This is a genomic window from Mesocryomonas fontinalis (assembly GCF_055730125.2).
The window spans coordinates 382,437-407,292 of sequence record NZ_JBUZWG020000001.1; the positions used below are offsets into that span (position 1 = coordinate 382,437).

23 protein-coding genes are annotated in these 24,856 nt (G+C 67.1%); 14 read left to right on the forward strand and 9 right to left on the reverse strand.

The window, feature by feature from the left end; all coding sequences use genetic code 11:
- Nucleotides 1-17 precede the first annotated feature (17 nt).
- Both ACZL02_RS01750 and ACZL02_RS01755 read right to left on the reverse strand, forming a co-directional pair.
- Nucleotides 18-182, reverse strand: a complete 165-nt coding sequence (locus ACZL02_RS01750) for a hypothetical protein (RefSeq protein WP_472938477.1) — start codon at nt 180-182, stop codon at nt 18-20.
- Nucleotides 179-1,102: an NAD-dependent epimerase/dehydratase family protein gene (locus ACZL02_RS01755; RefSeq protein WP_472938478.1), complete on the reverse strand. Its 924-nt coding sequence runs from the start codon at nt 1,100-1,102 to the stop codon at nt 179-181. The genes ACZL02_RS01750 and ACZL02_RS01755 overlap by 4 nt, the downstream gene beginning before the upstream one ends.
- A gap of 151 nt (nt 1,103-1,253) precedes the next feature.
- Between ACZL02_RS01755 and ACZL02_RS01760 the strand changes: the two genes are divergently transcribed.
- The 3 genes from ACZL02_RS01760 (at nt 1,254) to ACZL02_RS01770 (ending at nt 3,969) form a co-directional block, all read left to right on the forward strand.
- Nucleotides 1,254-1,808 carry a sugar transferase gene (locus ACZL02_RS01760; protein ID WP_472938479.1) on the forward strand — a complete coding sequence of 185 codons (555 nt, stop codon included), beginning with the start codon at nt 1,254-1,256 and terminating at the stop codon, nt 1,806-1,808.
- Nucleotides 1,809-1,904: 96 nt separating this feature from the next.
- Complete coding sequence (locus ACZL02_RS01765) at nt 1,905-3,221, forward strand: NAD(P)H-dependent oxidoreductase (protein WP_472938480.1); 1,317 nt, start codon at nt 1,905-1,907, stop codon at nt 3,219-3,221.
- A 7-nt stretch (nt 3,222-3,228) separates the two neighbouring features.
- Nucleotides 3,229-3,969 carry an endonuclease/exonuclease/phosphatase family protein gene (locus tag ACZL02_RS01770; RefSeq protein WP_472938481.1) on the forward strand — a complete coding sequence of 247 codons (741 nt, stop codon included), beginning with the start codon at nt 3,229-3,231 and terminating at the stop codon, nt 3,967-3,969.
- Between the two features lie 3 nt (nt 3,970-3,972).
- On the opposite strand, the gene ACZL02_RS01775 is transcribed toward ACZL02_RS01770, so the two are convergent.
- Genes ACZL02_RS01775 through ACZL02_RS01785 form a run of 3 tightly spaced genes read right to left on the reverse strand, consistent with a single transcriptional unit; the run spans nt 3,973 to nt 7,155 of the window.
- Nucleotides 3,973-4,314 (reverse strand): response regulator, encoded by a 342-nt coding sequence (locus ACZL02_RS01775; protein WP_472938482.1) that lies wholly within the window; start codon nt 4,312-4,314, stop codon nt 3,973-3,975.
- A gap of 4 nt (nt 4,315-4,318) precedes the next feature.
- The gene (locus tag ACZL02_RS01780) at nt 4,319-6,664 is read right to left on the reverse strand and encodes a sensor histidine kinase (protein ID WP_472938483.1); all 2,346 of its coding nucleotides are present in this window, start codon (nt 6,662-6,664) and stop codon (nt 4,319-4,321) included.
- Between the two features lie 56 nt (nt 6,665-6,720).
- Nucleotides 6,721-7,155, reverse strand: coding sequence for a MarR family transcriptional regulator (locus ACZL02_RS01785; protein WP_472938484.1), 435 nt, complete (start codon nt 7,153-7,155; stop codon nt 6,721-6,723).
- A gap of 515 nt (nt 7,156-7,670) precedes the next feature.
- On the opposite strand from ACZL02_RS01785, the gene ACZL02_RS01790 reads away from it, so the two are divergent.
- From ACZL02_RS01790 to ACZL02_RS01815, 6 genes are all read left to right on the forward strand, one after another.
- Nucleotides 7,671-8,723 (forward strand): ABC transporter substrate-binding protein, encoded by a 1,053-nt coding sequence (locus ACZL02_RS01790; RefSeq protein ID WP_472939087.1) that lies wholly within the window; start codon nt 7,671-7,673, stop codon nt 8,721-8,723.
- Nucleotides 8,724-8,956: 233 nt separating this feature from the next.
- Nucleotides 8,957-9,835: an ABC transporter permease gene (locus ACZL02_RS01795; RefSeq protein WP_472933913.1), complete on the forward strand. Its 879-nt coding sequence runs from the start codon at nt 8,957-8,959 to the stop codon at nt 9,833-9,835.
- On the forward strand, nt 9,832-10,614 hold the full coding sequence (locus ACZL02_RS01800; RefSeq protein ID WP_472938485.1) for an ABC transporter permease: 783 nt from the start codon (nt 9,832-9,834) through the stop codon (nt 10,612-10,614). The genes ACZL02_RS01795 and ACZL02_RS01800 overlap by 4 nt, the downstream gene beginning before the upstream one ends.
- A gap of 28 nt (nt 10,615-10,642) precedes the next feature.
- Nucleotides 10,643-11,719, forward strand: a complete 1,077-nt coding sequence (locus ACZL02_RS01805; RefSeq protein WP_472938486.1) for an ABC transporter ATP-binding protein — start codon at nt 10,643-10,645, stop codon at nt 11,717-11,719.
- Between the two features lie 114 nt (nt 11,720-11,833).
- The gene (locus ACZL02_RS01810) at nt 11,834-13,345 is read left to right on the forward strand and encodes an argininosuccinate lyase (RefSeq protein ID WP_472938487.1); all 1,512 of its coding nucleotides are present in this window, start codon (nt 11,834-11,836) and stop codon (nt 13,343-13,345) included.
- Nucleotides 13,346-13,515: 170 nt separating this feature from the next.
- Entirely contained in the window at nt 13,516-15,144 is a 1,629-nt protein-coding gene (locus ACZL02_RS01815; RefSeq protein WP_472938488.1) for a peptide chain release factor 3, read from the forward strand.
- A gap of 30 nt (nt 15,145-15,174) precedes the next feature.
- Here ACZL02_RS01815 and ACZL02_RS01820 read toward each other — a convergent pair whose 3' ends face one another.
- From ACZL02_RS01820 to ACZL02_RS01830, 3 genes are all read right to left on the reverse strand, one after another.
- The gene (locus ACZL02_RS01820) at nt 15,175-16,185 is read right to left on the reverse strand and encodes a sensor histidine kinase (protein WP_472938489.1); all 1,011 of its coding nucleotides are present in this window, start codon (nt 16,183-16,185) and stop codon (nt 15,175-15,177) included.
- 166 nt (nt 16,186-16,351) lie between these two features.
- Nucleotides 16,352-18,142, reverse strand: a complete 1,791-nt coding sequence (locus tag ACZL02_RS01825; protein ID WP_472938490.1) for a DEAD/DEAH box helicase — start codon at nt 18,140-18,142, stop codon at nt 16,352-16,354.
- Between the two features lie 217 nt (nt 18,143-18,359).
- Nucleotides 18,360-18,728 carry a DUF6481 family protein gene (locus tag ACZL02_RS01830; RefSeq protein WP_472938491.1) on the reverse strand — a complete coding sequence of 123 codons (369 nt, stop codon included), beginning with the start codon at nt 18,726-18,728 and terminating at the stop codon, nt 18,360-18,362.
- A 349-nt stretch (nt 18,729-19,077) separates the two neighbouring features.
- Between ACZL02_RS01830 and cysT the strand changes: the two genes are divergently transcribed.
- The 4 genes from cysT (at nt 19,078) to ACZL02_RS01850 (ending at nt 22,929) form a co-directional block, all read left to right on the forward strand.
- Nucleotides 19,078-19,932 carry a sulfate ABC transporter permease subunit CysT gene (gene cysT, locus ACZL02_RS01835; protein ID WP_472938492.1) on the forward strand — a complete coding sequence of 285 codons (855 nt, stop codon included), beginning with the start codon at nt 19,078-19,080 and terminating at the stop codon, nt 19,930-19,932.
- A 4-nt stretch (nt 19,933-19,936) separates the two neighbouring features.
- Nucleotides 19,937-20,815, forward strand: coding sequence for a sulfate ABC transporter permease subunit CysW (cysW, locus tag ACZL02_RS01840; RefSeq protein ID WP_472938493.1), 879 nt, complete (start codon nt 19,937-19,939; stop codon nt 20,813-20,815).
- Nucleotides 20,816-20,954: 139 nt separating this feature from the next.
- Nucleotides 20,955-21,995 (forward strand): sulfate/molybdate ABC transporter ATP-binding protein, encoded by a 1,041-nt coding sequence (locus ACZL02_RS01845; protein WP_472938494.1) that lies wholly within the window; start codon nt 20,955-20,957, stop codon nt 21,993-21,995.
- 148 nt (nt 21,996-22,143) lie between these two features.
- On the forward strand, nt 22,144-22,929 hold the full coding sequence (locus ACZL02_RS01850; protein WP_472938495.1) for an SDR family NAD(P)-dependent oxidoreductase: 786 nt from the start codon (nt 22,144-22,146) through the stop codon (nt 22,927-22,929).
- Between the two features lie 48 nt (nt 22,930-22,977).
- Here ACZL02_RS01850 and ACZL02_RS01855 read toward each other — a convergent pair whose 3' ends face one another.
- Nucleotides 22,978-23,586 carry a cupin domain-containing protein gene (locus ACZL02_RS01855; protein WP_472938496.1) on the reverse strand — a complete coding sequence of 203 codons (609 nt, stop codon included), beginning with the start codon at nt 23,584-23,586 and terminating at the stop codon, nt 22,978-22,980.
- 401 nt (nt 23,587-23,987) lie between these two features.
- Between ACZL02_RS01855 and ACZL02_RS01860 the strand changes: the two genes are divergently transcribed.
- On the forward strand, nt 23,988-24,809 hold the full coding sequence (locus ACZL02_RS01860) for a VOC family protein (protein WP_472938497.1): 822 nt from the start codon (nt 23,988-23,990) through the stop codon (nt 24,807-24,809).
- The last annotated feature ends 47 nt before the right edge of the window (nt 24,810-24,856 follow it).

Here is a 24,856-nt window from a genome sequence, read left to right on the forward strand (position 1 = left end):
GCCCGTGCCGGAGGGGCTCACTCCTCCGGCACGGTCTCATCATTGTCCCCGCCCATCGCCGAGGGCCGCTGGCGCCGTGCCCGCGCCTGTTCCTTCCGTCGCTTCAGGTTTTCCTTCAGCGCCTCTTCCTGGCGGGCAAGCCGTTGCTCGGCAGCGATCTCGGATGGCTTCTTCTCGGTCATGGCGTTCCCGCTTCGTCGTCGCCGCGGATCGCCCGTCCCAGCGCGTCCTCGCTCGTCTCCGGCGGGTGCCAGCCGAGTTGGCGCTCGATCTTGCCGGTGTCGAGCACGAAGCTGCCGAACAGACGCTCGAACGTTTCCTGTCGGCTGAGCCGGGCGGCGAGCGTCGCCAGGACTTTTCGCGGAAACGGCAGCACCCGCGGCTCCCGCCCGAGGCCGCGCCGCAGGGCCGCGATCATCTCGCCCAGCGACATCGGCTCGGCATCCGCGACGAGGAACGTCTCGCCCGCCGCCGCCGGGTGCGTCAGGCAGACGGCGAGAGCGTCGGCCGCATTGCTGACCGACAGGATGCTGCGCCGTGCCGGATCGCCGAGCGGAAAGGGCAGGCGGGTCCGTGCCAACTGGATCAGCGCCGCGATGCTGCCGCGCCCACCCTTGCCGTAGACCGAGGGCGGCCTGAGCACGCAGACCTCCAGCCCCGTTCGGGCGGCAACTTCCCAGAGCGCCGTCTCGGCGGCGAGCTTCGATTCCGCATAGGGGTTCTGCGGGGAGGGCAAGGTGCTCTCGGTGATCGGCCGGCCCGCGATAGGCGTCTGCACCAGTGCCGTCGAGGCGAAGACAAACCGTTGGACCCCCTCGGCCGCCGCACGCTCGGCGAGCGCCCGCGTCCCGTCGACGTTGACCCTCGTCAGCCAGGCCGGATCGCGGGAGGCGCCGTCGTGCCGGCTGGGATTGAGCGCGGCGAGATGGACGACCGCTTCCACCCCCGGCGGCCAGCCTTGCCATCTGCCGATGGTGGCGAGGTCGGCGGGCGCCGAACCTTCGCCGCGCCGGAGGATGAGGACGTCGTGCCCGTCCGCCCGGAGACGCGGGACGAGATGCCGGCCGATGAAGCCGCTGGCGCCGGTGACGAGAATGCGCAAGGCGATAGGTTCTCCGAGACGCGAGGCCAAGCCGATTGACGCATCGGATGCGCCGGGCGATACCGCCCCTTCAAGGCGCTTTGGCGCGGGAAGACAAGGGCCGGCCGCCATCGCACCGCCGTTCCCAGATCATGCCGAGGGGCCGAGCCAGATGAAGCGCCTGTTCGACGTCACCGTCAGCCTCGTCGGCCTTGTCGTGATCGGCTGGGCGATCCTGCTGCTGGCTCTCCTGGTGAAGCGCGATTCGCCCGGACCCGGCATTTTCGCGCAAGCCCGCGTCGGCCGGAACCGCGCGGTGTTCACCTGCTACAAGCTGCGGACCATGCGGGTCGAAACCGTCTCGGCTGCCTCGCACGAGACGCCGGCCTCGGCGGTGACGCCGCTCGGCCGCAACCTCCGCCGGTTCAAGCTGGACGAACTGCCGCAGCTCTGGAACGTCCTAAAGGGCGAGATGAGCTTCGTCGGCCCGCGTCCTTGCCTGCCGATCCAGACCGCGCTCATCACGGCCCGCGACCAGCGCGGCGTCTACGCCCTGCGGCCGGGCATCACCGGGCTCGCGCAGGTGCAGGGCATCGACATGTCGGAGCCTGAAAAGCTCGCCGCCATCGACCAGGCTTATCTGGAGACCCGCAGCTTTTTCGGCGATCTCGGCCTGATCCTGCGCACCGTGACCGGGGGCGGGCAAGGCGACCGCGTCAAGCTCTGAGGCGGTCCACGACTTCCAAAGCCCGGTGGGAGTGGTAGATAGGGCTGAGCTCTCCGCCACCGTCCTGCCTGTTCCCGCCTTGCCTGAAAGTTCCCGATGATCGATCGCATTGGCTTTGCCGCCGAACTCGACGCCCATGCCGACCGCCACGGCCCGATCACCATCGGGCTCGCCGGCGCGGGGCAGATGGGCACCGACATCGTCGTGCAGGTCGCGCTGATGAACGGCGTACGGATCGGCGCCATCGCCGCCAGCCGCCCGACCCGGCCGATGGAGGCGATCGCGCTCGCCGGACACGATGCCGGGCATGGGCGCGTCGTCGTCACCGCATCCGAGATCGACCGCACGATCGAGGCCGGCGGCATCGCCGTCACCGACGATCTCGCGGCGCTCTGCGCGGCCGGCCGTATCGACGTGATCGTCGACGCCACCGGCAGCCCCGACGTCGGAACCTTCCTGGCGCTGGAGGCGATCCGCAACGGCAAGCACATCGTCATGCTGAACGTCGAGGCCGACATCACCGTCGGCCGGCATCTGGCGGCCGAGGCCAAGCGTGCCGGCGTCGTCTACACCGGCTCGGCCGGCGACGAGCCCGCCGCGACGCTGGAACTGATCGCCTTCGCGCAGACCCTCGGCATGGACGTCGTCGCCGCCGGCAAGGGCAAGAACAATCCGCTGCGTTTCGATGCCGTGCCGGCCGAATACGAAAAGGAGGCCCGCGAGCGCGACATGAATGCGCGCATGCTGGTCGAGTTCATCGACGGCTCGAAGACCATGGTCGAGATGACCGCCATCGCCAATTGCACGGGTCTTGTCCCGGATGTCGCCGGCATGCACGGTCCCGAGGCGACGATCGAGAACCTTGCCCAGGTGCTGTGCACCGAGGCCGACGGCGGCATCCTCTCGGCAGCCGGCCGGGTCGACTACACCATCGGCAAGGGCGTCGCGCCCGGCGTCTTCTGCATCGCCAAGCCTCGGCACGGCCGGGCGATCGAGCGCATGGCGGACCTCAAGGTCGGTCCCGGTCCGTGCTTCGCGCTGGTCCGGCCGTTCCACCTCACGAGCCTCGAGACGCCGCTCTCGGCGATCCGCGCGGTGATGTACAAGCGACCGGATATGGTGGCGCTGGACCGGCCGGTGGCCGAATGCGGCGCCGTCGCCAAGCGCGACCTGAAGCCGGGCGAAATTCTCGGCCGGATCGGCGAGAGCGAGTATCGCGGTTTCGCCATGGAATGGCGGGAGGCGCGCGTCGCGAAGGCCTTGCCGCTGGGCCTTGCCGAAAAGGCGGTGGTGTCGAAGCCGATCCGGCTCGGCGAACTCCTGACCCACGAGAACTGCACCGCCGACGGGAGCCTCCTCGTCACCCGTATCCGCCGCGAGCTCGACGCCGCCGACGCCCGCTTCGCCGGCTGAGACCGGGATGGCGGCCATCCCGGTCCGTCCCTCTTCCGACGCCTTGCGCATCGTCAGCTGGAACATCCACGGCAGCGTCGGCGGTGACGGGCGCTGCGATCCGGAGCGGATCCTCGCGCACCTCCGGGCGATCGATCCCGATATCCTCGCCTTGCAGGAAGTCGACGGCCGCACACATTTCGGCCGGATGGCTGGCGCCTTCGAGTTTTTCGCGGCCGCGCTCGGTGGCTTCCGTGTCGAGGCCCGGATGGTGCAGCGGCCCGGGCGCGACTACGGGCATCTCCTCTGGAGCCGCTGGCCGATCGCTGTGGAGGCGGCGCACCGGCTTCCGGGTGGCCGGATCGAGCCTCGCGGCGTGATCGACGCCGTCATCGCCGCGCCCACCGGCCCCTTGCGGGTGCTCTCGACGCACTTCGGCCTCTGGCCCGGCGATCGGCGGCGTCAGGCCAGCTGGGTGGCGCGGCTAGTGTACCCGGAGGGGGGAACGGCCGAGGTGCCGCCGACCATTGCCCTCGGGGACTTCAACGAGTGGCGCACTGCCGGTGCCGTGCACAAGGCGCTGTCGGCGGTGCTGCCGGTGTTCGCAAACCCCGTGACATGGCCGTCGCGCCGTCCCTTCGTGCGGATGGACCGGCTCTATGCATCGGAAGGCGTAGTTCTTTCCGCGATGTCGACGGCGGCCGAGGCTGCCGGTGCATCCGATCACCTGCCCCTCGTCATCGATCTCGTCCTGCCGCCGGCCGGTTGAGCGTCAGGCGCCCTTCGGTTCCATCAGCGCGGCGATCAGCTCGTCGTCGTCGAACGGCTTGAGAAAGACCTTTTCGGCGCCCCAGACTTCGGCGAGCGAGCTCATCGCTTCGATGGTCAGCCGTGGTCCGCCGCCGGTGACGCCGAAGATCCGCATGTTCGGCTTGCGGCCGCGGATTTCCTTCAGCAGCCGAAGGCCGTCCATTTCGGGCATCCACATGTCGGTGACGAGGACGTCGAAATCATCCTTATCGAGCGCGGCCAGCGCCTCGACGCCGTTGCCCGCGCCGGTGACGGCATAGCCGGCCGATTCGAGGGCGATCGCCAGCGATTCGCGTACCGTCATCACATCATCCACCACGAGCGCCTTCAGGCGGGGTGTCTGGGTTTCCAGCGTTTCCATGGTCGTCCTTTCGGATGGGGAAGAAGATGGTCACGGTCGTTCCGTGGCCAGGAGAAGAGTCGAGGGTGATCCAGCCGCCGTAGCCGCGCACGATCCGCTGCACGACGTAGAGACCGACACCGGTGCCGCGGCCGTCAACCTTCGTCGAGAAGAAAGGCTGCATGGCACGACGCCGAACGTTTTCCTCCATGCCGGCGCCGTTGTCGGCGATGCTGAGCCGTGCGCCGTCGTCGAGCTTCGACAGCGAGACGGTGATGGTGCCGGCGCCGTTCATGGCATGCACCGCATTCGACACGAGGTTGCCGACGATCTGCAGGATGTCGCCGACCTTCACCGACACCGTGGTGCATTCCTCGATCACCGTGTCGACGCGCATGCTGGCGGGAAGGGCAGGGCGGACCGCATCGACGCCGTGCTCCACCGCGGTGCTGATTGGCCGGTCGATGTCCTTCCAGCGTTCGCCGCGGGTCGATTGCAGGAGCTCCGAGACCACCGTCGCGGCTTGCCGGCTGGAGATGTCGATGAGGTCCATCATCCGCGTGCTCTCGGGATCGGCGGTCGGACCGGTCCGCAGGCGCAGACGCTTGGTGAGGTTGATGATGGGGTGGATGAGGTTGTTGATCTCGTGCGCCACGCTGCCGGCGAGCTGCCCGAGCGCGAACATCTGCTGCTCCACCAGCCGGCGGCTCTCGCGCTCGACCTCCTCGGTCACGTCGCGGATCAGGCCACGATAGACCGCGCTGTGCCCGCGATGGCGGTGCGCCGAGGCGGTGATCGGCCTGCCGCTGATGCTGATCCAGACGTCGCGCTCGCCGTCGGCCATCCGCAGCCGGCGGTCGTCGAAGGGATGCCGGCCGGCCACCGCCTCGCGCAGCGGGCGGACGAAATCTGGCGATGTCGCCTCCGCCAGACGCTCCAGGAATCGTTCGCCGAGGCCGAAGCGCACCTGCTCGAGCTGCTGGCCGGTGAAGAAGACGAGATTACCGTCGCCGTTGATCTCCCAGAAGATGTCGGTGCCGACCTCGGCGAAGGCCCGGAAGCGTTCGGCGTTGTGCAGGATCTCGGCGCGCAGCCTCGCCTCGCGCTTCTGGATGTCGACCGAGGCGATGATCGTGAACAGCACCAGCGACGCCGCGATTCCGAACAGTAGGCTCGTGTCGACCGCGGGGCCGGTGCCGATGCCCGGCGCCACGTCGAGGAACAGGCGCACGCTGCCGGCCACCAAGGACGGCAGCCAGGCGAGGACGAAGATCGCCGAGCGCCATGCATTGCCCCGGACGCCGGAGAGCGCCGAGACCAGAGCGAGGCAGATGGTGGCAAGGCCGAGATAGGGCGAGACCTGGCGCAGGATGCCGATGCCGGCGAGGTCGTCGACGACCGCCAGGGCGGCACTGAAGGCCAGAAGGACCATCCATGCCCGCACGAAAGGGTAGAGCCAGGGCTGCAGCTTCTGCAGGCGCAGAAAGCTCGTCTGGAAGCCGGTGAAGCTGAAGTAGATCAGCAGCGCAGAGGTTAGCGCCAGCACACGCGAGACGCCGCCGCCGCTGGCGAACAGCGTCTCTAGGAAGGAGTTGGCCGAGACGATGTAGAGAAGGCCGCTGGCGATGCACGCGGCGAGCCAGAGATTGGTCCGGCTGCGCAGAAACAGGCCCAGCGCGAGGATGTAGATGAGGATCGCGCTCATGATGCCGATCATCACCGAGAGGATCGAGGTCTCGGTGTCGTACATGGCGAACAGCGTCCGGAAGTCGGACAGCCAGACAAGCCCCTGCATCGAGGACACCGTCGAAATCTGGATATAGATCTCGGCGCCCTGCAACTCCGCCGGATCCAGCATGAAGACGGGGTAGCGGAACGCTTCGCTGCGGCCGGTCGTCCGGTCCTCGCTCTTCCAGCTCTGGGTGCTGAGGCCGCGCGGCGATTTCACGTAGAGCTCGACATGCTGCAGCCGCGGTTCGCGGATCGAGATCGCCAGTGGGGGCTTCCAGCCGGATGCCAGCAGCTTGCTGACATAGGGCACGTCGAAGCTCAGCCAGAAGCGGGAGCGCTCCGGTCCAGCGATGCCTTCGTTGGGCGTCGTCCCCGCCTTGTGGCGGAAGAGTGCGCTCTTCTGCGCCAGCACGTCGTCGATGGTGAGCAAGCCAGTCTCATCGACGAAGCTCGAAGCCGAAGGGCCGACGAAGAGCGACAGGCGATCCGGACTGGACTGGCAGCCCGACAGAATTAGCAGCATCGGCAGAAGCAGCAGCCAGTAGCGCACCGTGGTCAGAAGCCCCGTCAAGCCGTTACCCATCCGTTTTTCATGTCTTATCCCGCCGATGCGCCGGCAGCGCATCGCCATCCTTTACGTCAGGATTCGTCGAGATCCGGCATGGTCGACCGGATGGCGATCTCCAGGCCGTTGGCGAGGCACTCGCGGTCCGTGGTGCTCAGCACTTCCAGCGCCGCCGCCACCGACTGCAGCGGGTCATCGGCAAGGACGCGGCGACCGAGTTCGGTGAGATCGAGCTGCTCGGCGCGGCCGCGGCCGATCGTGCCGGCCTTGACCAGAAGGCCCTTGGTGATCAGCGTGCGGACGGTTCTGGCCACGGCACCCGAGGCGAGGCCCTGGAACCTCGCAAGATCGATGGCCGTGCGGCGCTGCGGGGGAGCGCCCTCGAGATATCGTATGGCGGCCCACTGCGCCGGGAAGAGATCCGCCGCGTAGCCTTGGCTGTGGATGCGACGGGCGACTTGCTCGAGAAGGCTCGCAAGCGCGGCGGCAGAAATAGCCTGAGTAGTCAAAAGACCTCCACGAAAGCGCATCTGCTCCAAGCAGACGGCCTCATTGATTCTGCCGAAATCGCACGGCAGCTTGGCGGGTTTCCTGATCGTGTCAATGTCTTGATGTAACGGCATGCCTGAAGACAACGTATTCCGCTTCAGTAGCACTTCGCTACCCCAAGGCTCTACTGGCCTCTGAAGTCTTTCATTATCATGAACAGGAAATCGTCTCGGTCAGTTACCATCTGTGCCCTGAGCAAATAACATTGCTTGACAAATCCATGCTTACGAGGAGGAATTTGCGCCGGAGCCGACGCTGTCCACCGCTTGCGGGACGCAGCGTTGGCATGCTTGTAACCGTTGCCTAGCAGGCGATGCCGGCCGACATGCCGCTGTCATCCGCCACTGCTATGCGAATTGCCGATCCGGCATCGTGCCGTAAATTCCGCGGTGGCTCTTCGGGCCGGGCGGGTCTTGAGGGGTTGACCATGAAAACTCACCTGATGCGGGCGGTATCCGCCGTTGCCTTGATCGCGATGTCGCCATCGCTGGTGCATGCGGCGTCGATGGACGAGCTGATCAAGGCTGCGAAGGCCGAAGGCCAGCTGACCACCATCGCGCTGCCGCACGACTGGTGCGGCTATGGCGCCATGATCGAGGGCTTCAAGGCCAAGTACGGCCTGACCGTCAACGAGCTGAACCCCGATGCCGGCTCGGGCGACGAGATCGAGGCGATCAAGGCCAACAAGGGCAATACCGGCCCGCAGGCGCCCGATGTCATCGACGTCGGCCTGTCCTTCGGCCCGACCGCCAAGGCCGACGGCCTGATCCAGCCCTACAAGGTCGCGACCTGGGACGAAATCCCGGCCGATGCCAAGGATGCCGACGGCCATTGGTATGGCGACTACTACGGCGTGCTCGCCTTCGAGGTGAACAAGGATATCATCAAGGACAGCCCGACCGACTGGGCCGACCTCCTGAAGCCGGAATTTGCGAACTCCGTCTCGCTCGCCGGTGATCCGCGCACCGCCAACCAGGCCATCCAGGGCGTCTACGCGGCGGGCCTCTCGGCTGCCGGCGGCGATGCCAGCAAGGCTGCGGAAGCGGGCCTCGACTTCTTCGGCAAGCTCAACAAGGCCGGCAACTTCGTCCCGGTCATCGGCAAGTCGGCCTCGCTCGCGCAGGGCGCCACCCCGATCATCATCCGCTGGGACTACAACGCGCTCGCCGACCGCGACACGCTGGCCGGAAACCCCGACGTCGACGTCGTGGTGCCGAAGACCGGCGTCATCGCCGGCGTCTACGTCCAGGCGATCAGCGCCTTCGCCCCGCACCCGAACGCCGCCAAGCTCTGGATGGAATACCTCTATTCCGACGAAGGCCAGCTGAACTGGCTGAAGGGCTACTGCCACCCGATCCGCTTCAACGCGATGTCGAAGGCCGGCAAGATCCCGGCCGACCTCCTCGCCAAGCTGCCGCCGGCAGCCGCCTACGAGACCGCCGTGTTCCCGACCCTCGACCAGCAGAACGCGTCGAAGGCGAAGATCACCGCCGAGTGGGACAAGGCCGTCGGCGCCAACGTCCAGTAATCCAGCTTCAAAGCCTTTTCCCGCCGCCGGTCTCCCGGCGGCGGGAATGCCTGGGACAAGCGCGGGCGACCGCTTGCCAGGCAGATACGCCTTCTCCTACGCTGCCCCTCGGTAGCGGCCTGTTCAGCGTCATCTCCGACGCCACCACCCCATCCGATCGGCAGATGTCCTTGAGCGCCCATTCGACGGAAATCGACATGATGCCGGCGGCCGCTGCCGGGGAGGTGGGTGTGATGCTCGGCTCGGCCGGCCCGGCTGCAAAGCGCCGGGGCATGTCGATGGCCTGGCTCGGCATCGTTCCCTTCATCGCCTTTGCCGGCCTGTTCCTGATCCTGCCGACCCTCTACCTGATCGTCGGCGCCTTCCAGGACGCGCAAGGCAACTTCACGCTCGTCAACGTCGCCAGCCTGTTCGAGCCGTCGATCCTCTCGGCCTACAAGATCAGCATCCAGATCTCGCTCGCCTCGGCCGCGCTCGGCGCGCTGTTCGGCTTCATGCTGGCCTATGCCGTGGTCAAGGGGGGCTTGCCGGGTTCGATCCGGCCGACGCTGATGACCTTTTCCGGCGTCGCCTCGAACTTCGCCGGCGTGCCGCTGGCCTTCGCCTTCATCGCCACGCTCGGCCGCCTCGGCCTGCTGACGACGATCCTGTCGGAGGGGTTCGGCATCAACATCTACCGGTCGGGCTTCAACCTGTTGAGCTTCTGGGGCCTGACGCTGACCTACCTCTACTTCCAGATCCCGCTGATGGTGCTGATCATCGCGCCGGCGATCGACGGGCTGAAGCGGGAATGGTCGGAGGCCTCGACGGTGCTCGGCGCGACGCGCTGGCAATACTGGCGGATGGTCGTGCTGCCGGTGCTGGCGCCGAGCCTGCTCGGCTGCTTCCTCCTGCTCTTCGCCAATGCCTTCGGCGCCATCGCCACCGCGTATGCGCTGACCGGCTCCTCGCTCAACATCGTGCCGATCCTCCTCTACGCCCAGATCCGCGGCGACGTGCTGCACAACGCCAACCTCGGCTACGCGCTGGCCTTCGGCATGATCGTCATCACCGGCTGTTCCAACGGCCTCTACATCTGGCTGCGCAGCCGGGCCGAGAGGTGGCAGCGGTGAAGTCCTTCAAGTTCGGTCCCTGGCTCGTCGTCGTGCTCGCCGCGCTGTATTTCCTGCTGCCGCTGATCGCCACCTTCGAGTTCTCGCTGCGCATGCTGCGTGGGGTCTACTCCTTCCAGGCCTACCGCGTCGTCTTCGGCGATGCGCGTTTCCAGCAGACCTTCCTGTTTTCCACCGTCGCCGCGCTCGCCACCATCGTCGTCGGCGCCGTGCTGGTAGTGCCGACCGCCTACTGGGTCCGCCTGCGGCTGCCGCAGCTGCGGCCCCTGATCGAGTTCATCACGCTCCTGCCGCTGGTCATTCCGGCGATCGTGATCGTCTTCGGCTATCTCCGGATGTATAACTCCTCGTCCTTCCTGCCGCTGACCTCGAACGACATGGGCACCAACTTCCTGCTGATCTGCGGCTACGCTACCTTGGCGCTGCCCTACATGTACCGGGCGGTCGACACCGGCCTCGCCTCGATCGACGTGCGCACGCTGACGGAAGCGGCCGAAAGCCTCGGCGCCTCCCGCCGGACGATCCTCCTCAGCGTCATCGTGCCGAACGTCAGGGCAGCGGTCCTGTCGGGTGCCTTCCTGACCTTCGCCATCGTCATCGGCGAATTCGTCTTTGCGAGCCTCCTCAACCGTCCGGCTTTTGGTCCCTATATTCAGAACGTCGGCGCCAACCGCGCCTACGAGCCGGCAGCGCTGGCCGTGGTGGCCTTCGCGATCACCTGGGCCTGCATGGGGCTGCTGCAGGTCTTCGCCGGCGGTCCGAAAGAGCACAAGCGGTGATCCTTCTTCTCGTTTCAGGAACAATCCGATGAGCTTTCTCGAACTCAAGGGCCTGAAGAAATCCTACGGGCCGAACACCGTGGTGCACGGCGTCGACCTGTCGATCGAGAAGGGCGAGTTCGTCTCCTTCCTCGGCCCTTCGGGCTGCGGCAAGACCACCATGCTGCGCATGGTCGCCGGCTTCGAGACGCCGACCGAGGGCCAGATCATCATTGACGGCAAGGACGTGACCCACCTTCCGCCGAACGGCCGCAAGATCGGCATGGTGTTCCAGGCCTATGCCCTGTTCCCCAACATGACCGTCACCGACAATGTCGCCTTCGGCCTCAAGGTCGCCGGCCGGCCCAAGGCCGAAATCGCCGCCCGCGTCGCGGAAATGCTCGATCTCATCAAGCTGGGGCACCTCGGCGACCGCTATCCCTACCAGCTCTCCGGTGGCCAGCAGCAGCGCGTGGCGCTGGCCCGGGCGCTCGCGGTCAAGCCGCAGGTGCTGCTGCTCGACGAGCCGCTGTCGGCGCTCGACGCCAAGATCCGCGTCTCGCTGCGCGAGGACATCCGCAACCTGCAGCGCCAGCTCGGCATCACCGCGATCTTCGTCACCCATGACCAGGAGGAGGCGCTCTCGATCTCCGACCGCATCGTGGTGATGAACGAGGGCCGGGCCGAGCATGTCGGCACCCCGTTCGAGATATACAACCGGCCGAAGACGCGGTTCGTCGCCTCGTTCATCGGCACGCTTAGCGTGCTGGAGGGGGTCGCCTCCGGTGAAAGCCGGATGAGCATCGAGGGCCAGGAGATCATCGTCCCCGCCAACGCCAATCCGCAGGGCACGCCGCTGACCCTTGCGCTGCGCCCCGAGGCGCTGTCGCTGCAGCCGGGCCTCGACCGGACCAACAGCCTCAATGGCCAGATCGAGGACGTCCACTTCCTCGGCTCGGTTGTGCGGATGCGGGTTCGCCTCGGCCATAACTCGCTGCTGCTCGATGCCTTCAACAGCCCCGCCGCCCCGCCGCCGGCGCGCGGCGAAACCGTCAGCGTCCACTTCGCGCCGGGCGATGGGCAGTTGCTCGACCAGCCGATCCGGCATGCCGAGGCCGCCGAGTAGGGGAGACGGCCATAGCCTTGCCACCAGCAGGCGAGGCTTGCGCAATTCATAAGGGATCAATAGCGTTTTGCGCTCGGCAATGACCTTGCCGACAGGGAAACGGGAGATCCAGCCATGCCGACGCCAACGAAAGCCGCCGCCTTCCTCCTGGCCTTGCTGGCGTCTTCGACGTCCGCCTTGGCCGAGGGAGCGGCGGCGCGCGACCCGTTCTTCTGGCTCGGCGAGATGAACAAGGCGACGGCGGTCATCAACACCGAGGAGGGCCTTCTCGACAAGGCGAAGGCGCCGGGTATCGCGAGAGGCATCGCCAAGGTCCTGGCGGATGGCGACAGCAAGGGGGCAAAGCGTCCGGGCACCGTGATCAGCTTCGAGCCGCTGTTGATCGAGGCGGCGGGCGTCGAGGTGACGCTCCTGCATGCCGGACGCTCCAGCCAGGACATGCACGCCACCTACCGCTCGGCGATGCTGCGCGACCGCCTGCTGGCGCTTGCCGACCAGCTGAGCACCACCTCGAAAACGCTGGTTGCGCTGGCCCGGCGGAATGCCGGCACGATCGTCCCGAACTACACCAACGGCGTTGCCGCCCAGCCCAACAGCTACGGCCATTACCTCCTCGGCCATGCCGCCGGCCTGCAGCGCGACGCCGACCGCATCCGCGAGGCCTATGCGCGGATCGACCGATCGCCGATGGGGACGACGGTGCTGAACGGCACCAGCTGGCCGCTGAACCGCGCCCGCATGGCCGACTATCTCGGCTTTGCCGGCATCGTCGACAATGCCTACGACGCCGGCCAGATCTCCTCGACCGAACAGCCGGTGGAGGTGGCGTCGATCGTCACCAGCATCGCCTTGCATGCCGGCGCCTTCATCGAGGACGTGATGACGCAGTATGCCCAGCCGCGGCCGTGGATTCTGCTGCAGGAGGGTGGCGGCAACACCTATGTGTCGAGCGCCATGCCGCAGAAGCGCAATCCAGGCCTCCTGAACGACACCCGCCAGTCCGCCTCGACCGCCGTGACGTTGGCTATGGGCCCGGTCATTCAAGCGCACAACATCACCCCCGGCATGGGCGACGCCAAGGACGTCCGGCAGAACGGCGAGATGATCGAAAGCGCAGTGACCGTGCTGGCGGAGTGGAACGAGGTGCTGGGTGCCCTCGTCATCAATCCCGACCGCGCGCTGGAAGAGCTGAACAGCGACTGGACCGCGTCGCAGGAGATCGCGGACGTCCTGATGCGCAAGTACAAGCTGCCATTCCGGGCCGGCCACCATTTCGCGTCCGAGGTCGTCGACTACGCCAAGGCCAACAACATCAAGCCGAGCGACTTCCCCTATGCCGAGGCGCAGAAGATCTATGCCGTCTCGGCCGGCGAGATGGGCTTGCCCGCCGACGATCTGCCGATGAGCGAGGCCGAGTTCCGCGAGACGCTGGATCCCATCGCCATCATCCGCAACCGGGCGACCGTCGGTGGTCCGCAGCCGGCTGAGATGACGCGCATGCTGGACGCCGCCGACAAGGCTCTCGGCGAGCAGGACGCGTGGATCGCGGCACGGCGCGAGCATATCGATACCGCGCTCGGGCGGCTCGACGCCGACTTCGACAAACTGCTCGCCGGCGGTGGCTGAAGAGAGAAGGGAGGCGCTAGATCCGGGAGGGGAGTTGCGCTTCTCCCCCATGTTCTCGATAAGGAAGCGCCCCTGAGGACGATAGCCTGAAAGGCTTTCGCCTCGCTGCAGTGGCGCAATGCTTCACGGCACGACAAGCCGCTGCAAACGCTTTCGAAGAGACGATGACGATGAGTGACACCAGCGCCCCGGTCGGCGAAATCGGCCGGATCGACGACGGCCTGTTCGACCTGCACGGCGGCCATAAGCGCCGCCGCACCTTCGCGATCATCTCGCATCCCGATGCCGGCAAGACGACGCTGACCGAGAAGCTGCTGTTCGAGAGCGGCGCCATCCGGCTCGCCGGCCAGGTCAAGGAGCGCGGCGAGCGCCGGCGCACCCGTTCGGACTGGATGGAGATCGAGCAGAAGCGCGGCATCTCGATCACCTCCTCGGTGATGACGTTCGAGTATGACGGGCTCGTGCTCAACCTTCTCGATACGCCGGGCCACGCCGACTTTTCCGAGGACACGTATCGCACGCTGACGGCCGTGGACTCGGCGATCATGGTGATCGACGCGGCCAAGGGCATCGAGGCGCAGACGCGCAAGCTGTTCGAGGTCTGCCGCCTGCGCGACATCCCGATCATCACCTTCGTCAACAAGATCGACCGCGAGGGACGCGATCCGCTCGAAATCCTCGACGAGATCATGTCCTCGCTCGCTCTCGACGTCGCGCCGATCACCTGGCCGATGGGCATGGGCACCGATTTCCGCGGCATGGTTACGCTGAACGGGGAGGGCCCGGTCACGCTGACCCGCGCCAACAAGGCGCGCTCGCAGCATGAGAGCCTCGAGGACTTTACCTCGGATCCCGAACTCCTCGCCGACCACATCTTCGGGCCGTCGATCGAGGGCCTTGAGATCGCCCGCATGTCGCTGCCGGCCTTCGACCTCGAAAGCTACCGCGAAGGCCACATGACGCCGGTGATCTTCGGCTCGGCGATGCGCGAGGTCGGCGTGCGCGACCTGCTCGAAGCCGTCTGCCGCTTTGCGCCGTCGCCGCTGCCGCAGCCGGCGCTGCCCGCACCGATCTCGCCGGAAATGGCCGAGGTCTCGGGCTTCGTCCTGAAGGTCCAGGCCAATATGGACCCCAACCACCGCGACCGCATCGCCTTCGTCCGCCTCACCTCCGGCGTGTTCAAGCGCGGCATGAAGCTCCGGAACGTGCGGACCCAGAAGGAGCTGAAGGCGACGAGCCCGATGTTCTTCTTCGCCCGCGACCGCGCGATCGCCGACGAGGCGGTGGCCGGCGACATCGTCGGCATCCCCAACCACGGCACACTGTCGGTCGGCGATACGCTGACGGAGGGCTCGGAGTACAATGTGACGGGCATTCCGAGCTTCGCGCCGGAACTGATCCGCCGTGTGCGCCTGCCGGACACGATGAAGACCAAGCAGCTGGCGAAGGCCCTGAACGACCTCGCCGAAGAAGGCGTCACCCAGGTGTTCCGCCCGGTGATCGGCAGCGCCTGGCTGGTCGGCGTCGTCGGCGCGCTGCAGCTGGAAGTGCTGGCGTCGCGGCTGCAGTCGGAATACGGCGTCGAGGTCGCGCTCGAGCCCGCCGCCTTCGATACCGCCCGCTGGGTGGATTCCGACGATCCAGCCGAGCTCGACCGCTTCATCAAAGCCAACCAAGGCGATCTGGCGAAGGACCGTGGCGACCGCCCGGTCTTCCTGGCGCGCAATTCCTGGGAACTGTCCTACGCCCAGAAGAACTATCCGAAGGTGATCTTCTCGACGACCAAGGAACGGGGCTGAAGCGCTGGGTCGTGACGTGACAGGCCTGCCTCAGGCGGCGAGGCGCTCGGGCGCGAAGTGCAACGTCACCACCAGGCCACTTTCGGCCCAGTGGTAGTTGATGGAGCCGCGGAGGTGTCCCGTGACGCTTCGCTCGACCAGCTTGCTGCCGTAGCCGCCGGGTCCTTTGGGGGCGACGACCCTCGGACCGCCGCTTTCGCGCCAGATCACCGTGACGGCCTCGTCCTGCGCGGAACAGGAGACGTCGAGGGTGCCTGAGTCCACCGACAGCGCGCCGTATTTCAGCGAGTTGGTGGCCAGTTCATGCACGATCAGCGCCAGGATCGTCGTCGCCGCATCGCCGACGCTCATCCGCGGAACGGATACCCTGATACGGCCGCTGAACGCGCCGAGATCATCGTAGGGCGCCAGCAGGACGGTGAGGAGATCGCCGAGCAGCGCCGAGGCTGCCTCCGTCTGTCCGGGGACGGGGCGGACGAGATCGTGCGCGCGTCCGAGGGCGGTTAAGCGCTGCGTCAGTTCGCGCGCCATGTCCTCGGTGGTCGTCGTCGAGCGCGACGTGATGGCCGTGAGCCCGGAAGCGATCGCCAGGAGGTTCTTGACGCGGTGGCTCATCTCGCCGGCCAGCAGTTCGCGGCCTTCCTCGGCCTGCTTGCGGCCGGTGACGTCGATGAAGATGCCGAACATGATCCGTTTGACCATTCCGGCATCGTCGCCCTGGCCGCGCGCCGAGATCCACTTCAGCTCTTCGCCGATCATGATGCGGAAGTCGATCTCGTAGGGGCCGACGATCGCCCGCGTTGCGTTGAAAGCCGCGCGGACGCGGTCGCGGTCGGCGGGGTGGATGTGGGCGGAGAGGTCCTCGAAATTGACGTCGATGCCCTTGGGGATGCCCCAGAGATCATAGGCGGCGTCGTCCATCGCCAGCGCGTCGGTGTCAACATTCCACGACCACAGCGTGACGCCGGCGGCCTCGACGGCCCGAACCAAGTTTTTCGCTTCCCAGAGAAGCGGTTTCAGGGCTTCGGCGGTCGTGGTCATGAATTCTCCAGGCTCGTCCCTTGCCGCCGGACCGCGGTTGGCTCGGTCGCCGCTCCCGTCCTTGCTGCACCGCAAAACCGCAGAAAATCGGCAATATTAAGAGCTGCCGGGGCAATGGCGCCCCAGCGGTCTGTGCCGGGGCGGCGGAGGCCCAAACCAAACAGTCTTAGGCGCTGGGCTTCTTCGGGCGACGCGGCTTGGCATAGGCCTTGTCGCCGCCGGGCCGCGCTGCTCCCGCACTTGCACCCGCGGCACCAGCCTTGACGAACGGCCGCTTGGTCTTCGGCTTGTCGTAGTCGCGCGGCGGGGTATCGCCGCCGCCGGCTTCGGTCGACAGCGAGATGGTGATGTCGTCGGCGTCGATGCCCTTGGCGCTGTCGGCGAACTTCTGCGCCATCGCCTCGCTGATCTCGAACTTGGTCTCGCGGTCGAAGATGCGGATCGCGCCGATGTCGGAGCGCGTGACGTTACCGCGGCGGCAGATCAGGGGCAGCAGCCATTTCGGATCGGCGTTGTTGCGGCGGCCGATGTCCATGTGGAACCAAACGCTCGGGCCGGACGGGCTGCGCGCCGCGTCCCGCTCCTTGCGGGTGCCGCGGTCCTGGCCCGCATTGTCGTAGGTCTTGCCGGGCTTCGGATCGCGCCCGAAGCCTGGATCGAACACATCCTCCGGGGCCGGCAGCCGCGAGCGGTAGATGCGGGCGAGCGCGGCGGCGAGCTCCTCCGGCGAATAGCGGCCGAGGAGGGCCGCGGCGACGCCGTCGTCGTCCTCGGCGTTCGGCTGCAGGATCGGATCGGAAAGCAGCCGCTCCTCGTCGAGCTTCTTGATCTCGTCGACGGTCGGCGCGCCGCCCCAGGTCGGGTGCACCCCGGCTTCCAGCAGCAAGCGCTCGGCCTTGCGGCGGCGCGAGATCGGCACGAGCACGACGGAGATGCCCTTGCGCCCGGCGCGGCCGGTGCGGCCGCTGCGGTGCTGCAAGGTCTCGGCGTCGTTCGGCAGCTCGGCGTGGATGACGAGGCCAAGGTTCGGCAGATCGATGCCGCGGGCGGCGACATCGGTGGCGACGCACACCCGAGCCCGGCCGTCCCGCAGCGCCTGCATGGCGGCGTTGCGCTCGTTCTGGCCAAGCTCGCCGGACAGCGAGACGACGGAGAAGCCGCGCTCCAGCAGGCCGGAATGGAGATGCCGCACGGCCTCGCGGGTGTTGCAGAAGACGATGGCGCTGGTCGGCTCGACGAAGCGCAGGAGATTGACGACGGCGTGCTCTACCTCGTTCGGCGCGATGCGCACGGCGCGGTATTCGATGTCGACATGGCCGGTGGCGCTGCGGGTCGCCTCGATGCGCAGCGCATCGCGCTGGTAGCGCTTGGCGAGCGCGGTGATCGCCTTCGGCAGCGTCGCCGAGAACAGCAGCGTCCGGCGCTCCGGCGGCGTCGCCTCGAGGATGAACTCCAGATCCTCGCGAAAACCGAGGTCGAGCATTTCGTCGGCCTCGTCGAGCACGACGGCCTTGAGCCCGCCGATCAGCAGGCGGCGACGCTCCAGATGGTCGCGCAGGCGGCCGGGGGTGCCGACGACGATGTGAGCGCCGGCCTGCAGCTTCTTCTGCTCGGCGCGGGGATCCATGCCGCCGACGCAGGTGACGATCTTGGCGCCCGTGTGCTCGTAGAGCCATTCGAGCTCCCGGTGCACCTGCAGCGCCAGCTCGCGGGTCGGCGCGACGATCAGCGCCAGCGGCTCGCCGGCGACGTCGAAGCGCTCGGCCTCGCCCAGCAGCGTCTTCGCCATCGCGAGGCCGTAGGCGACGGTCTTGCCGGAGCCGGTCTGGGCGGAGACGATGAGGTCGCGGCCCTCGGCCTTCTCCTCCAGTACGGCGTCCTGCACCGGTGTCGGGTCGTTGTAGTCGCGGTCCTTGAGAGCGCGTTCGAGGGGCAGGCTGGTCGGGCGGAACGGCACGGGCGGTATCCTTCGGAGGGGCGGATCGCTCGGCGGTCCGACGGGGGACCGGCATGGCCATGATCCGGGAAGCGCCTGACCGATCCGGGGACCGACAAAGCACTGAGCGCGGCAGATACCGCAAAGCCAAATAGGCCGGCCTGCTGAGCGTTATGCCCGCGGGTCGGCCTCTGATCGTCAACAGACGTGACGCTGCCGGCGCGGGGCCGGCGGCGGATTACTTCTTGCGCTGCTTGCGGGCGGCGTAGCGCGCGTCGCGGGCTGCCTTGCGCTCGGCCTCGTCGGCGACGACGCGGTTGACGCGCTCGTCGGCGATGGCGCGCTTGGCGGCTTCCTCGGCAGCCTTCTCGGCCTCGAGGGCGGCCAGGCGCTCGGCCTCCTGCTCTGCCTTCAACGCCTGTTCGGCGCGCTTGGCTTCGGCGCGTGCTTCCTTGGCCTCGGCCCGGGCCTTGCGCTCGGCGATCTTCGCCTGCACAGCCGGATCGTTCTCGTCAGGCTTGGCCTTGAACTTTTCGAGGAGCGCCTTCTTGGCGTCCAGCGCTGCGCTGCGACGTTCGGCGAAATCGTTTTCCTTGGGCGTGCTCAATGCAAAAATATACCGACTGAAGAAAAGGGGAGGGACGATCCAGGCCGTCCTGTGTTCAGCAGGGCTCAAGACCAGCTGCCGACATGTGCTTCCGATAGGCCGATGGCGCGCAAAGGTCAAGCTTGCGACCGCTACAGGCCGCGTCGCACCGTCCTTCAACCCGGCCGAAACGCCGCCGCGACCGGATGCCCTTCGATTGACAATATATCGGACGGCTAGATATTGAACCATCCCGCGCCGGCCACAGGGCTGCCACGATCTGCGAGAGGAAACCGCCATGGGGTGCCTTGATCACCGCCGCCTCGCCGCGCAGATCCCGCAGCGTCCCGCGCGAACGTACTGACGGCGCATGGCGAATTCTTCGGTGTCTTCCGGTTTCCGCAAGCCGAGCGTCATTCCGGGTTTCGGCCTGACCTTCGGGTTCACGCTCGTCTATCTTTCCATCATCGTGCTGATCCCGCTGGCAGCCCTCTTCTTGCGCGCCGCCGGTGTCGGCTGGGAGGGCTTCGTCGCGATCGTCATGGATCCGCGGACGATCGCGGCGCTGAAGCTGACCTTCGGCGCCTCGCTGGCTGCCGCCATCCTGAACGCCATTTTCGGACCGCTGCTGGCTTGGGTCCTGGTGCGATACCAGTTTCCCGGTCGGCGATTCGTCGACGCGATGATCGATCTGCCGTTCGCTCTGCCGACCGCGGTCGCCGGCCTGACGCTTGCCGCCCTCTACAGCCAGAACGGCTGGATCGGCCAGTTCCTGGTGCCGTTCGGCATCAAGGTGGCCTATACGCCGCTCGGCGTGATCGTGGCGCTGACCTTCGTCAGCCTGCCTTTCATGGTCCGCACGGTGCAGCCGGTGATCGAGGAGCTCGACCGCGGCTACGAGGAGGCGGCGGCAACGCTCGGCGCCAATCGCCGCCAGACGATCTGGCGGGTCATCCTTCCCTCGCTGTTCCCCGCCATTCTCACCGGTTTTGCGCTCTCGCTGGCGCGCGCCGTCGGCGAGTACGGCTCGGTGATCTTCATCGCCGGCAACCAGCCGTATTATTCCGAGATCGTCCCGCTGCTCATCGTCTTCCGGCTGGAAGAGTTCAACTATGCCGGAGCGACCACGCTGGCCGCACTGATGCTGATCATCTCTTTCGTCATCCTCCTGACGATCAATCTCATCCAGGCCTGGAGCCGCAGGAGGTTCGGATATGGCGGATGACCGCATGAGCCCCGCAGTGCCGCAGGCGCGCCGCAAGACGCGGCGGCCAGTGACCAGTGAGACGCCGGCGGTGAAGTGGACGCTGATCGCCATCAGCCTCGTCTTCCTCGGCCTGTTCCTGTTCCTGCCGCTCGTCACGGTCTTCTACGAGGCGTTCAAGGATGGCGTCGGTGTCTACTGGGAGTCGATTTCCGAGCCCGACACGGTGGCGGCGATCAAGCTGACGCTGCTGATCGCGGCGATATCGGTGCCGTGCAACCTCGTCTTCGGCATTGCCGCCGCCTGGGTCGTCGCGAAGTTCGAGTTCAAGGGCCGCAGCCTCCTGATCACCTTGATCGACCTGCCGTTCTCGGTGTCGCCGGTCATCGCGGGCCTCGTCTATGTGCTCCTGTTCGGCGCCGGCGGCTATTTCGGCCCTTGGCTGACGTCGCACGGCATCACCATCATCTTCGCCGTGCCCGGCATCGTGCTGGCGACGATCTTCGTTACCTTCCCGTTCATCGCCCGCGAACTGATCCCGCTGATGCAGGAGCAAGGCAGCGGCGACGAGGAAGCGGCAGTCTCGCTCGGTGCCTCCGGCTGGAAGACCTTTTGGCTGGTGACCTTGCCCAACGTGCGCTGGGCGCTGCTCTACGGCGTCCTCCTCTGCAATGCCCGCGCGATGGGCGAGTTCGGTGCGGTCTCGGTGGTCTCCGGCAAGATCCGCGGCTTTACCAACACCATGCCGCTGCAGGTGGAAATCCTGTCGAACGAGTTCCCTTTCGCGGCCGCCTTCGCGGTTGCGTCGCTGCTGGCCGTCCTCGCTCTGCTGACGCTCGGCATCCGGACCTTCCTCGAATGGCGCTATGCCGACGGCATCGCCGCGACCTCCGGCCGGCACTAGGCGGCGCGGTGTCTCTTGAAGCCGGCTTGCCGCCGATCCATTGTTTTGCCTGCCAGTGAAAAGCGGACCGGGCGTCCGGCGCGAACCAGGCCCACGCCTCTCTGTCTTCTCTTTCCCTGACGGACCTTAGGAACGACCCATGGAAATCAGCGTCCGCAACGTCCGCAAGGAATTCGACCGCTACCCCGCTCTGCACGACGTCTCGCTCGACATCGCGTCCGGCGAACTGCTGGCGCTGCTCGGGCCGTCCGGCTCCGGCAAGACGACGCTGCTCCGGCTGATCGCAGGGCTGGAGTTTCCGACCGAGGGATCGATCTTCTTCGGCACCGACGACGCGTCGTCGAAGAGCGTGCAGGAGCGCAATGTCGGCTTCGTCTTCCAGCACTATGCGCTGTTCAAACACATGAGCGTTGCCGACAATATCGGCTTCGGCCTGACCGTGCGGCCACGTGCTACGCGGCCGCCGGCCAAGGAAATCCGTCGCCGGGCGTCCGAGCTGCTCGACCTCGTGCAGCTGTCCGGGCTCGAGAACCGCTTCCCCAGCCAGCTGTCCGGCGGCCAGCGCCAGCGCGTGGCGCTCGCCCGAGCGCTCGCCATCGAGCCGAAGGTACTGCTGCTCGACGAGCCTTTCGGGGCGCTCGACGCCAAGGTGCGCAAGGACCTCCGCCGCTGGCTGCGCGAACTGCACGACAAGACCGGACACACCACGGTCTTCGTCACGCACGACCAGGAAGAGGCGCTGGAACTGGCCGACCGTGTGGTGGTGATGAGCCAGGGCAAGATCGAGCAGATCGGCAATGCCGACCAGATCTACGACGAGCCGGCCTCGCCCTTCGTCTTCTCCTTCATCGGCGATTCCAGTGCGCTGCCGGTGACGCTCGAGGGCGGCAAGGTTCACCTCGACGGTCGCCCGCTCGGCATCCCCGCCGGCCGGCTGCCAGACGGCCGCGCCGAGCTGTATCTGCGCCCACACGACCTCGACGTCGTCGATCATCCCGAGGGCGCCATTCCCGGCAAGGTCATGCTCGTCCGCCGCACCTCCGGGGCCCGGCTGGTCGAGTTGGAGGTCGGGCCGCGCAAGGACCGGCTGGAGCTCGAAATTTCCGCCGACGACACGCGGCCGATCCCGCCGACGCTGCTGGTCAAGCCGCGCAAGTGGAAGCTGTTCGCAGCCGACTGAGCCGGAACGACAAGCGCGAGGATCGCCGTCAAGCCGCAGGCCGAGATGCGCCGAGGGCGAATCGTCCGGGCGCTCGGCGTCTCGCCATCGCGCCGTTTCCTCGAGCGCGGATACGATCATCTGCCAGACGGCGCTCAGGGAGAACGACATGCAGGATTTCGGCGGCAAAATTGCCATCACCACCGGCACGTCCGGCATCGGCAAGGGCGCGGCGTTCCGGCTGGCCCGCGGCGGGGCCACCGTGCTGGCGCTCGGCCTCGACGCCGAGGCCAACGCGCTGATGCGGCAGGAGGCGGCCGCGGAAGATCTGACGGTGACCGTCGTCGAGGCCGACGTCACCGACGAGGCTGCCGTCGCCTCCGCCGTTCGCTCGGTCGTCGACGATTTCGGCGGGCTCGACATCCTCGTCAACTCCGCGGCCATCCACCCCTATGGCGATGCGACGGAGACCGGCTATGCCGGCTTCATGCGCTGCCTCGCGGTAAACGTCGGCGGGATCTTCCTCCTCGCCCACCACGCGGTGCCGGCGATGCGGCGACGCGGCGGCGGGTCGATCGTCAACGTCTCCAGCGTCCAGGGCCATGCCAACCAGAAGCGTGTGTCGGCCTATGCGACCTCGAAGGGTGCGATCCATACGCTGACCCGGACGCTCGCCGTCGACTTCGCGAGCGACGGCATCCGCGTCAATTCGGTCTCGCCGGGATCCGTTCGGACACCGATCCTCGAACTTGCCGCCCGCACCCTCGACGGTCCGGACGCTGACATCGAGGCCGTGTTTGCGCGCTTTGGCGCCGCCCACCCGCTCGGCCGCATCGGCGAGGTCGCGGAGGTCGCCGAACTCATCGCCTTCCTTGCCTCCGACCGATCGGGCTTCTGCACCGGCGGCGACTATGCCGTGGACGGTGGCCTCGGGGCGGCGCTCGGCGTGGCGTAGCCCGTCGCTGGAAGGCGGCGTAGCCCGCACGCTGCAGGAGGTGACCGGTCAGAACGTCGGGGGCGTGTTGACCCAGAAGATCGAGGCTCTTTCGGCACCGGCATTGCGGTAGTGGTGCGGCAATTCCGAGCGGAAGACGAAGGTGTCGCCGGGATCGAGCCGGTACATCTTATCGTCGACGACGAGTTCGACGGCGCCTGCGATGATGTAGCCGACCTCCTCGCCGGCATGCTGGATCGGGCCGGCGCTCGCGCCACCGGCATCGATGTGATGGATGTTGCACTGGAGCATATGGCCGGACGAATAGGGGATCACCCGTTCCAGCGAGATGCCCTCGCCACGGCGCAAGGGGTCGAGGCCGATCAACGGACGCGTGCCGGCGCGGAAGACGATGCCCTCCTCGCCATCGACCTCCTCGAACATCCAGCCGATGTTGGTTTCCAGCACCTGCACGACCTTGTGCAGCATGGGCAGCGACGGCGAGGCCTTGCCGTTCTCGATCTTCGACAGGAGGCTCTCCGAGCAGCCGGCCGCTTCGGCCACCGCCTTCAGCGTCATGCCGCGTATCTGACGCGCGAGTTTCATCCGGATGCCCAGTCGTGCCGCAGCAGCGCTGTCGTCGGCGGGAACGGCGCTGCGTTTGGCCAACTCGTTCATCTCGGCGCTTCTTTCCGTCCATGCCTGCAGGCGAGGCGATGCGGGCTGGTCTGCAGCGGGCTGGCTTCTTAGCCTCCCGCCGGTCGACGTCGTCAGCCATCCTCTGCTGGATCGTGAGGCTGACGAAAGGTGCGGGGATTTGCAAGCAGGTTGATTGTCCTGCAACATTCTTGATGGAACGCTCAAGCCGGGGCGTCGGTCCGTTCGGCCGGCAGGAGGAGCGCCATTCGCCGTTCTGGACGAGCGCACCCCGCCAGCTGCAGCGAATAGACTTTGGATGCCAGCCTCAGCGGACACGCCGGGAGCCTTGCTCGCTCGATCGGAAACGCTGCGTTCGCCATTACGGGACCATGCGGGCCCGCTCATCTCGGCTATGCCTCGGTTTCCTCAGGAGGTCCGGCATGGTCGACAATACAGCAACTCCCCTGCGCATCGGCCGTGTTGCGCTGACGGTGCACGATCTCGATGCGGTCGCCGGCTTCTACCAGGACGTCATGGGCCTGCACCTCTTGTCGTCCGACGGCGAGAGTGTGCGGCTCGGTACCGGCGACGCGGTGCTGCTGGAACTGCGGCGCGACAGGTCTGCCCGTCGCCGCCTGGCCAGCGAGGCCGGGCTGTTCCATACCGCCTTCCTGCTGCCGGACCGCCGCGATCTCGGCCGCTGGGTGCGGCACGCCGCTGCACGCCGGGCGCCGATGTCGGGGGCTTCGGATCATCTGGTCAGCGAGGCGATCTATCTGAACGATCCCGAGGGCAACGGTATCGAGATCTACGCGGACCGACCCGCAGCCGAATGGCGCTGGAAGGACGGCATGGTCGAGATGGCGACCGCGGGCCTGGACGTCGAAGGTCTGATGGCCAGCGGCGGGACGGAGAGCTGGCAGGGCTTTCCCGAGGGCGCGACCGTCGGGCATGTGCACCTCCAGGTCGGGGCACTTGAAGCGGCCGAGGCGTTTTACGCCGGTACGCTCGGCCTCGACATCACCTGCCGCTATCCCGGCGCGACGTTCTATTCCTCCGGCGGCTATCACCACCACATCGGCGCGAACATCTGGAACAGCCGTGGTGCCGGGCAGCGGACGCCGTCGACCGGTCTCAGCGACGTCGAGATCCGTGCGGTGCCCGAGCAACTTACGAGGCTCGCCGCAGCAGGCCCCACCGGCGGCGCGAAAGACCTCACCTTGCTCGATCCCTGGGGGACGGCGATCACGATTACCGGCTGAGACTTTCGGTCGCCCGGAAAACTTTGCCGCCTCCGTGCTGGACAACG

Coding starts and splice junctions, on each gene's coding strand:
- ACZL02_RS01780 (WP_472938483.1), bottom strand. CDS start 6,664: ATGGGTAACGGCTTGACGGGGCTTCTGACCACGGTGCGCTACTGGCTG.
- ACZL02_RS01770 (WP_472938481.1), top strand. CDS start 3,229: ATGGCGGCCATCCCGGTCCGTCCCTCTTCCGACGCCTTGCGCATCGTC.
- ACZL02_RS01790 (WP_472939087.1), top strand. CDS start 7,671: ATGTCGCCATCGCTGGTGCATGCGGCGTCGATGGACGAGCTGATCAAG.
- ACZL02_RS01795 (WP_472933913.1), top strand. CDS start 8,957: ATGCTCGGCTCGGCCGGCCCGGCTGCAAAGCGCCGGGGCATGTCGATG.
- ACZL02_RS01820 (WP_472938489.1), bottom strand. CDS start 16,185: ATGACCACGACCGCCGAAGCCCTGAAACCGCTTCTCTGGGAAGCGAAA.
- ACZL02_RS01775 (WP_472938482.1), bottom strand. CDS start 4,314: ATGACGGTACGCGAATCGCTGGCGATCGCCCTCGAATCGGCCGGCTAT.
- cysT (WP_472938492.1), top strand. CDS start 19,078: ATGGCGAATTCTTCGGTGTCTTCCGGTTTCCGCAAGCCGAGCGTCATT.
- ACZL02_RS01810 (WP_472938487.1), top strand. CDS start 11,834: ATGCCGACGCCAACGAAAGCCGCCGCCTTCCTCCTGGCCTTGCTGGCG.
- ACZL02_RS01805 (WP_472938486.1), top strand. CDS start 10,643: ATGAGCTTTCTCGAACTCAAGGGCCTGAAGAAATCCTACGGGCCGAAC.
- ACZL02_RS01750 (WP_472938477.1), bottom strand. CDS start 182: ATGACCGAGAAGAAGCCATCCGAGATCGCTGCCGAGCAACGGCTTGCC.
- ACZL02_RS01760 (WP_472938479.1), top strand. CDS start 1,254: ATGAAGCGCCTGTTCGACGTCACCGTCAGCCTCGTCGGCCTTGTCGTG.
- ACZL02_RS01855 (WP_472938496.1), bottom strand. CDS start 23,586: ATGAACGAGTTGGCCAAACGCAGCGCCGTTCCCGCCGACGACAGCGCT.
- cysW (WP_472938493.1), top strand. CDS start 19,937: ATGAGCCCCGCAGTGCCGCAGGCGCGCCGCAAGACGCGGCGGCCAGTG.
- ACZL02_RS01765 (WP_472938480.1), top strand. CDS start 1,905: ATGATCGATCGCATTGGCTTTGCCGCCGAACTCGACGCCCATGCCGAC.
- ACZL02_RS01845 (WP_472938494.1), top strand. CDS start 20,955: ATGGAAATCAGCGTCCGCAACGTCCGCAAGGAATTCGACCGCTACCCC.
- ACZL02_RS01815 (WP_472938488.1), top strand. CDS start 13,516: ATGAGTGACACCAGCGCCCCGGTCGGCGAAATCGGCCGGATCGACGAC.
- ACZL02_RS01850 (WP_472938495.1), top strand. CDS start 22,144: ATGCAGGATTTCGGCGGCAAAATTGCCATCACCACCGGCACGTCCGGC.
- ACZL02_RS01860 (WP_472938497.1), top strand. CDS start 23,988: ATGGTCGACAATACAGCAACTCCCCTGCGCATCGGCCGTGTTGCGCTG.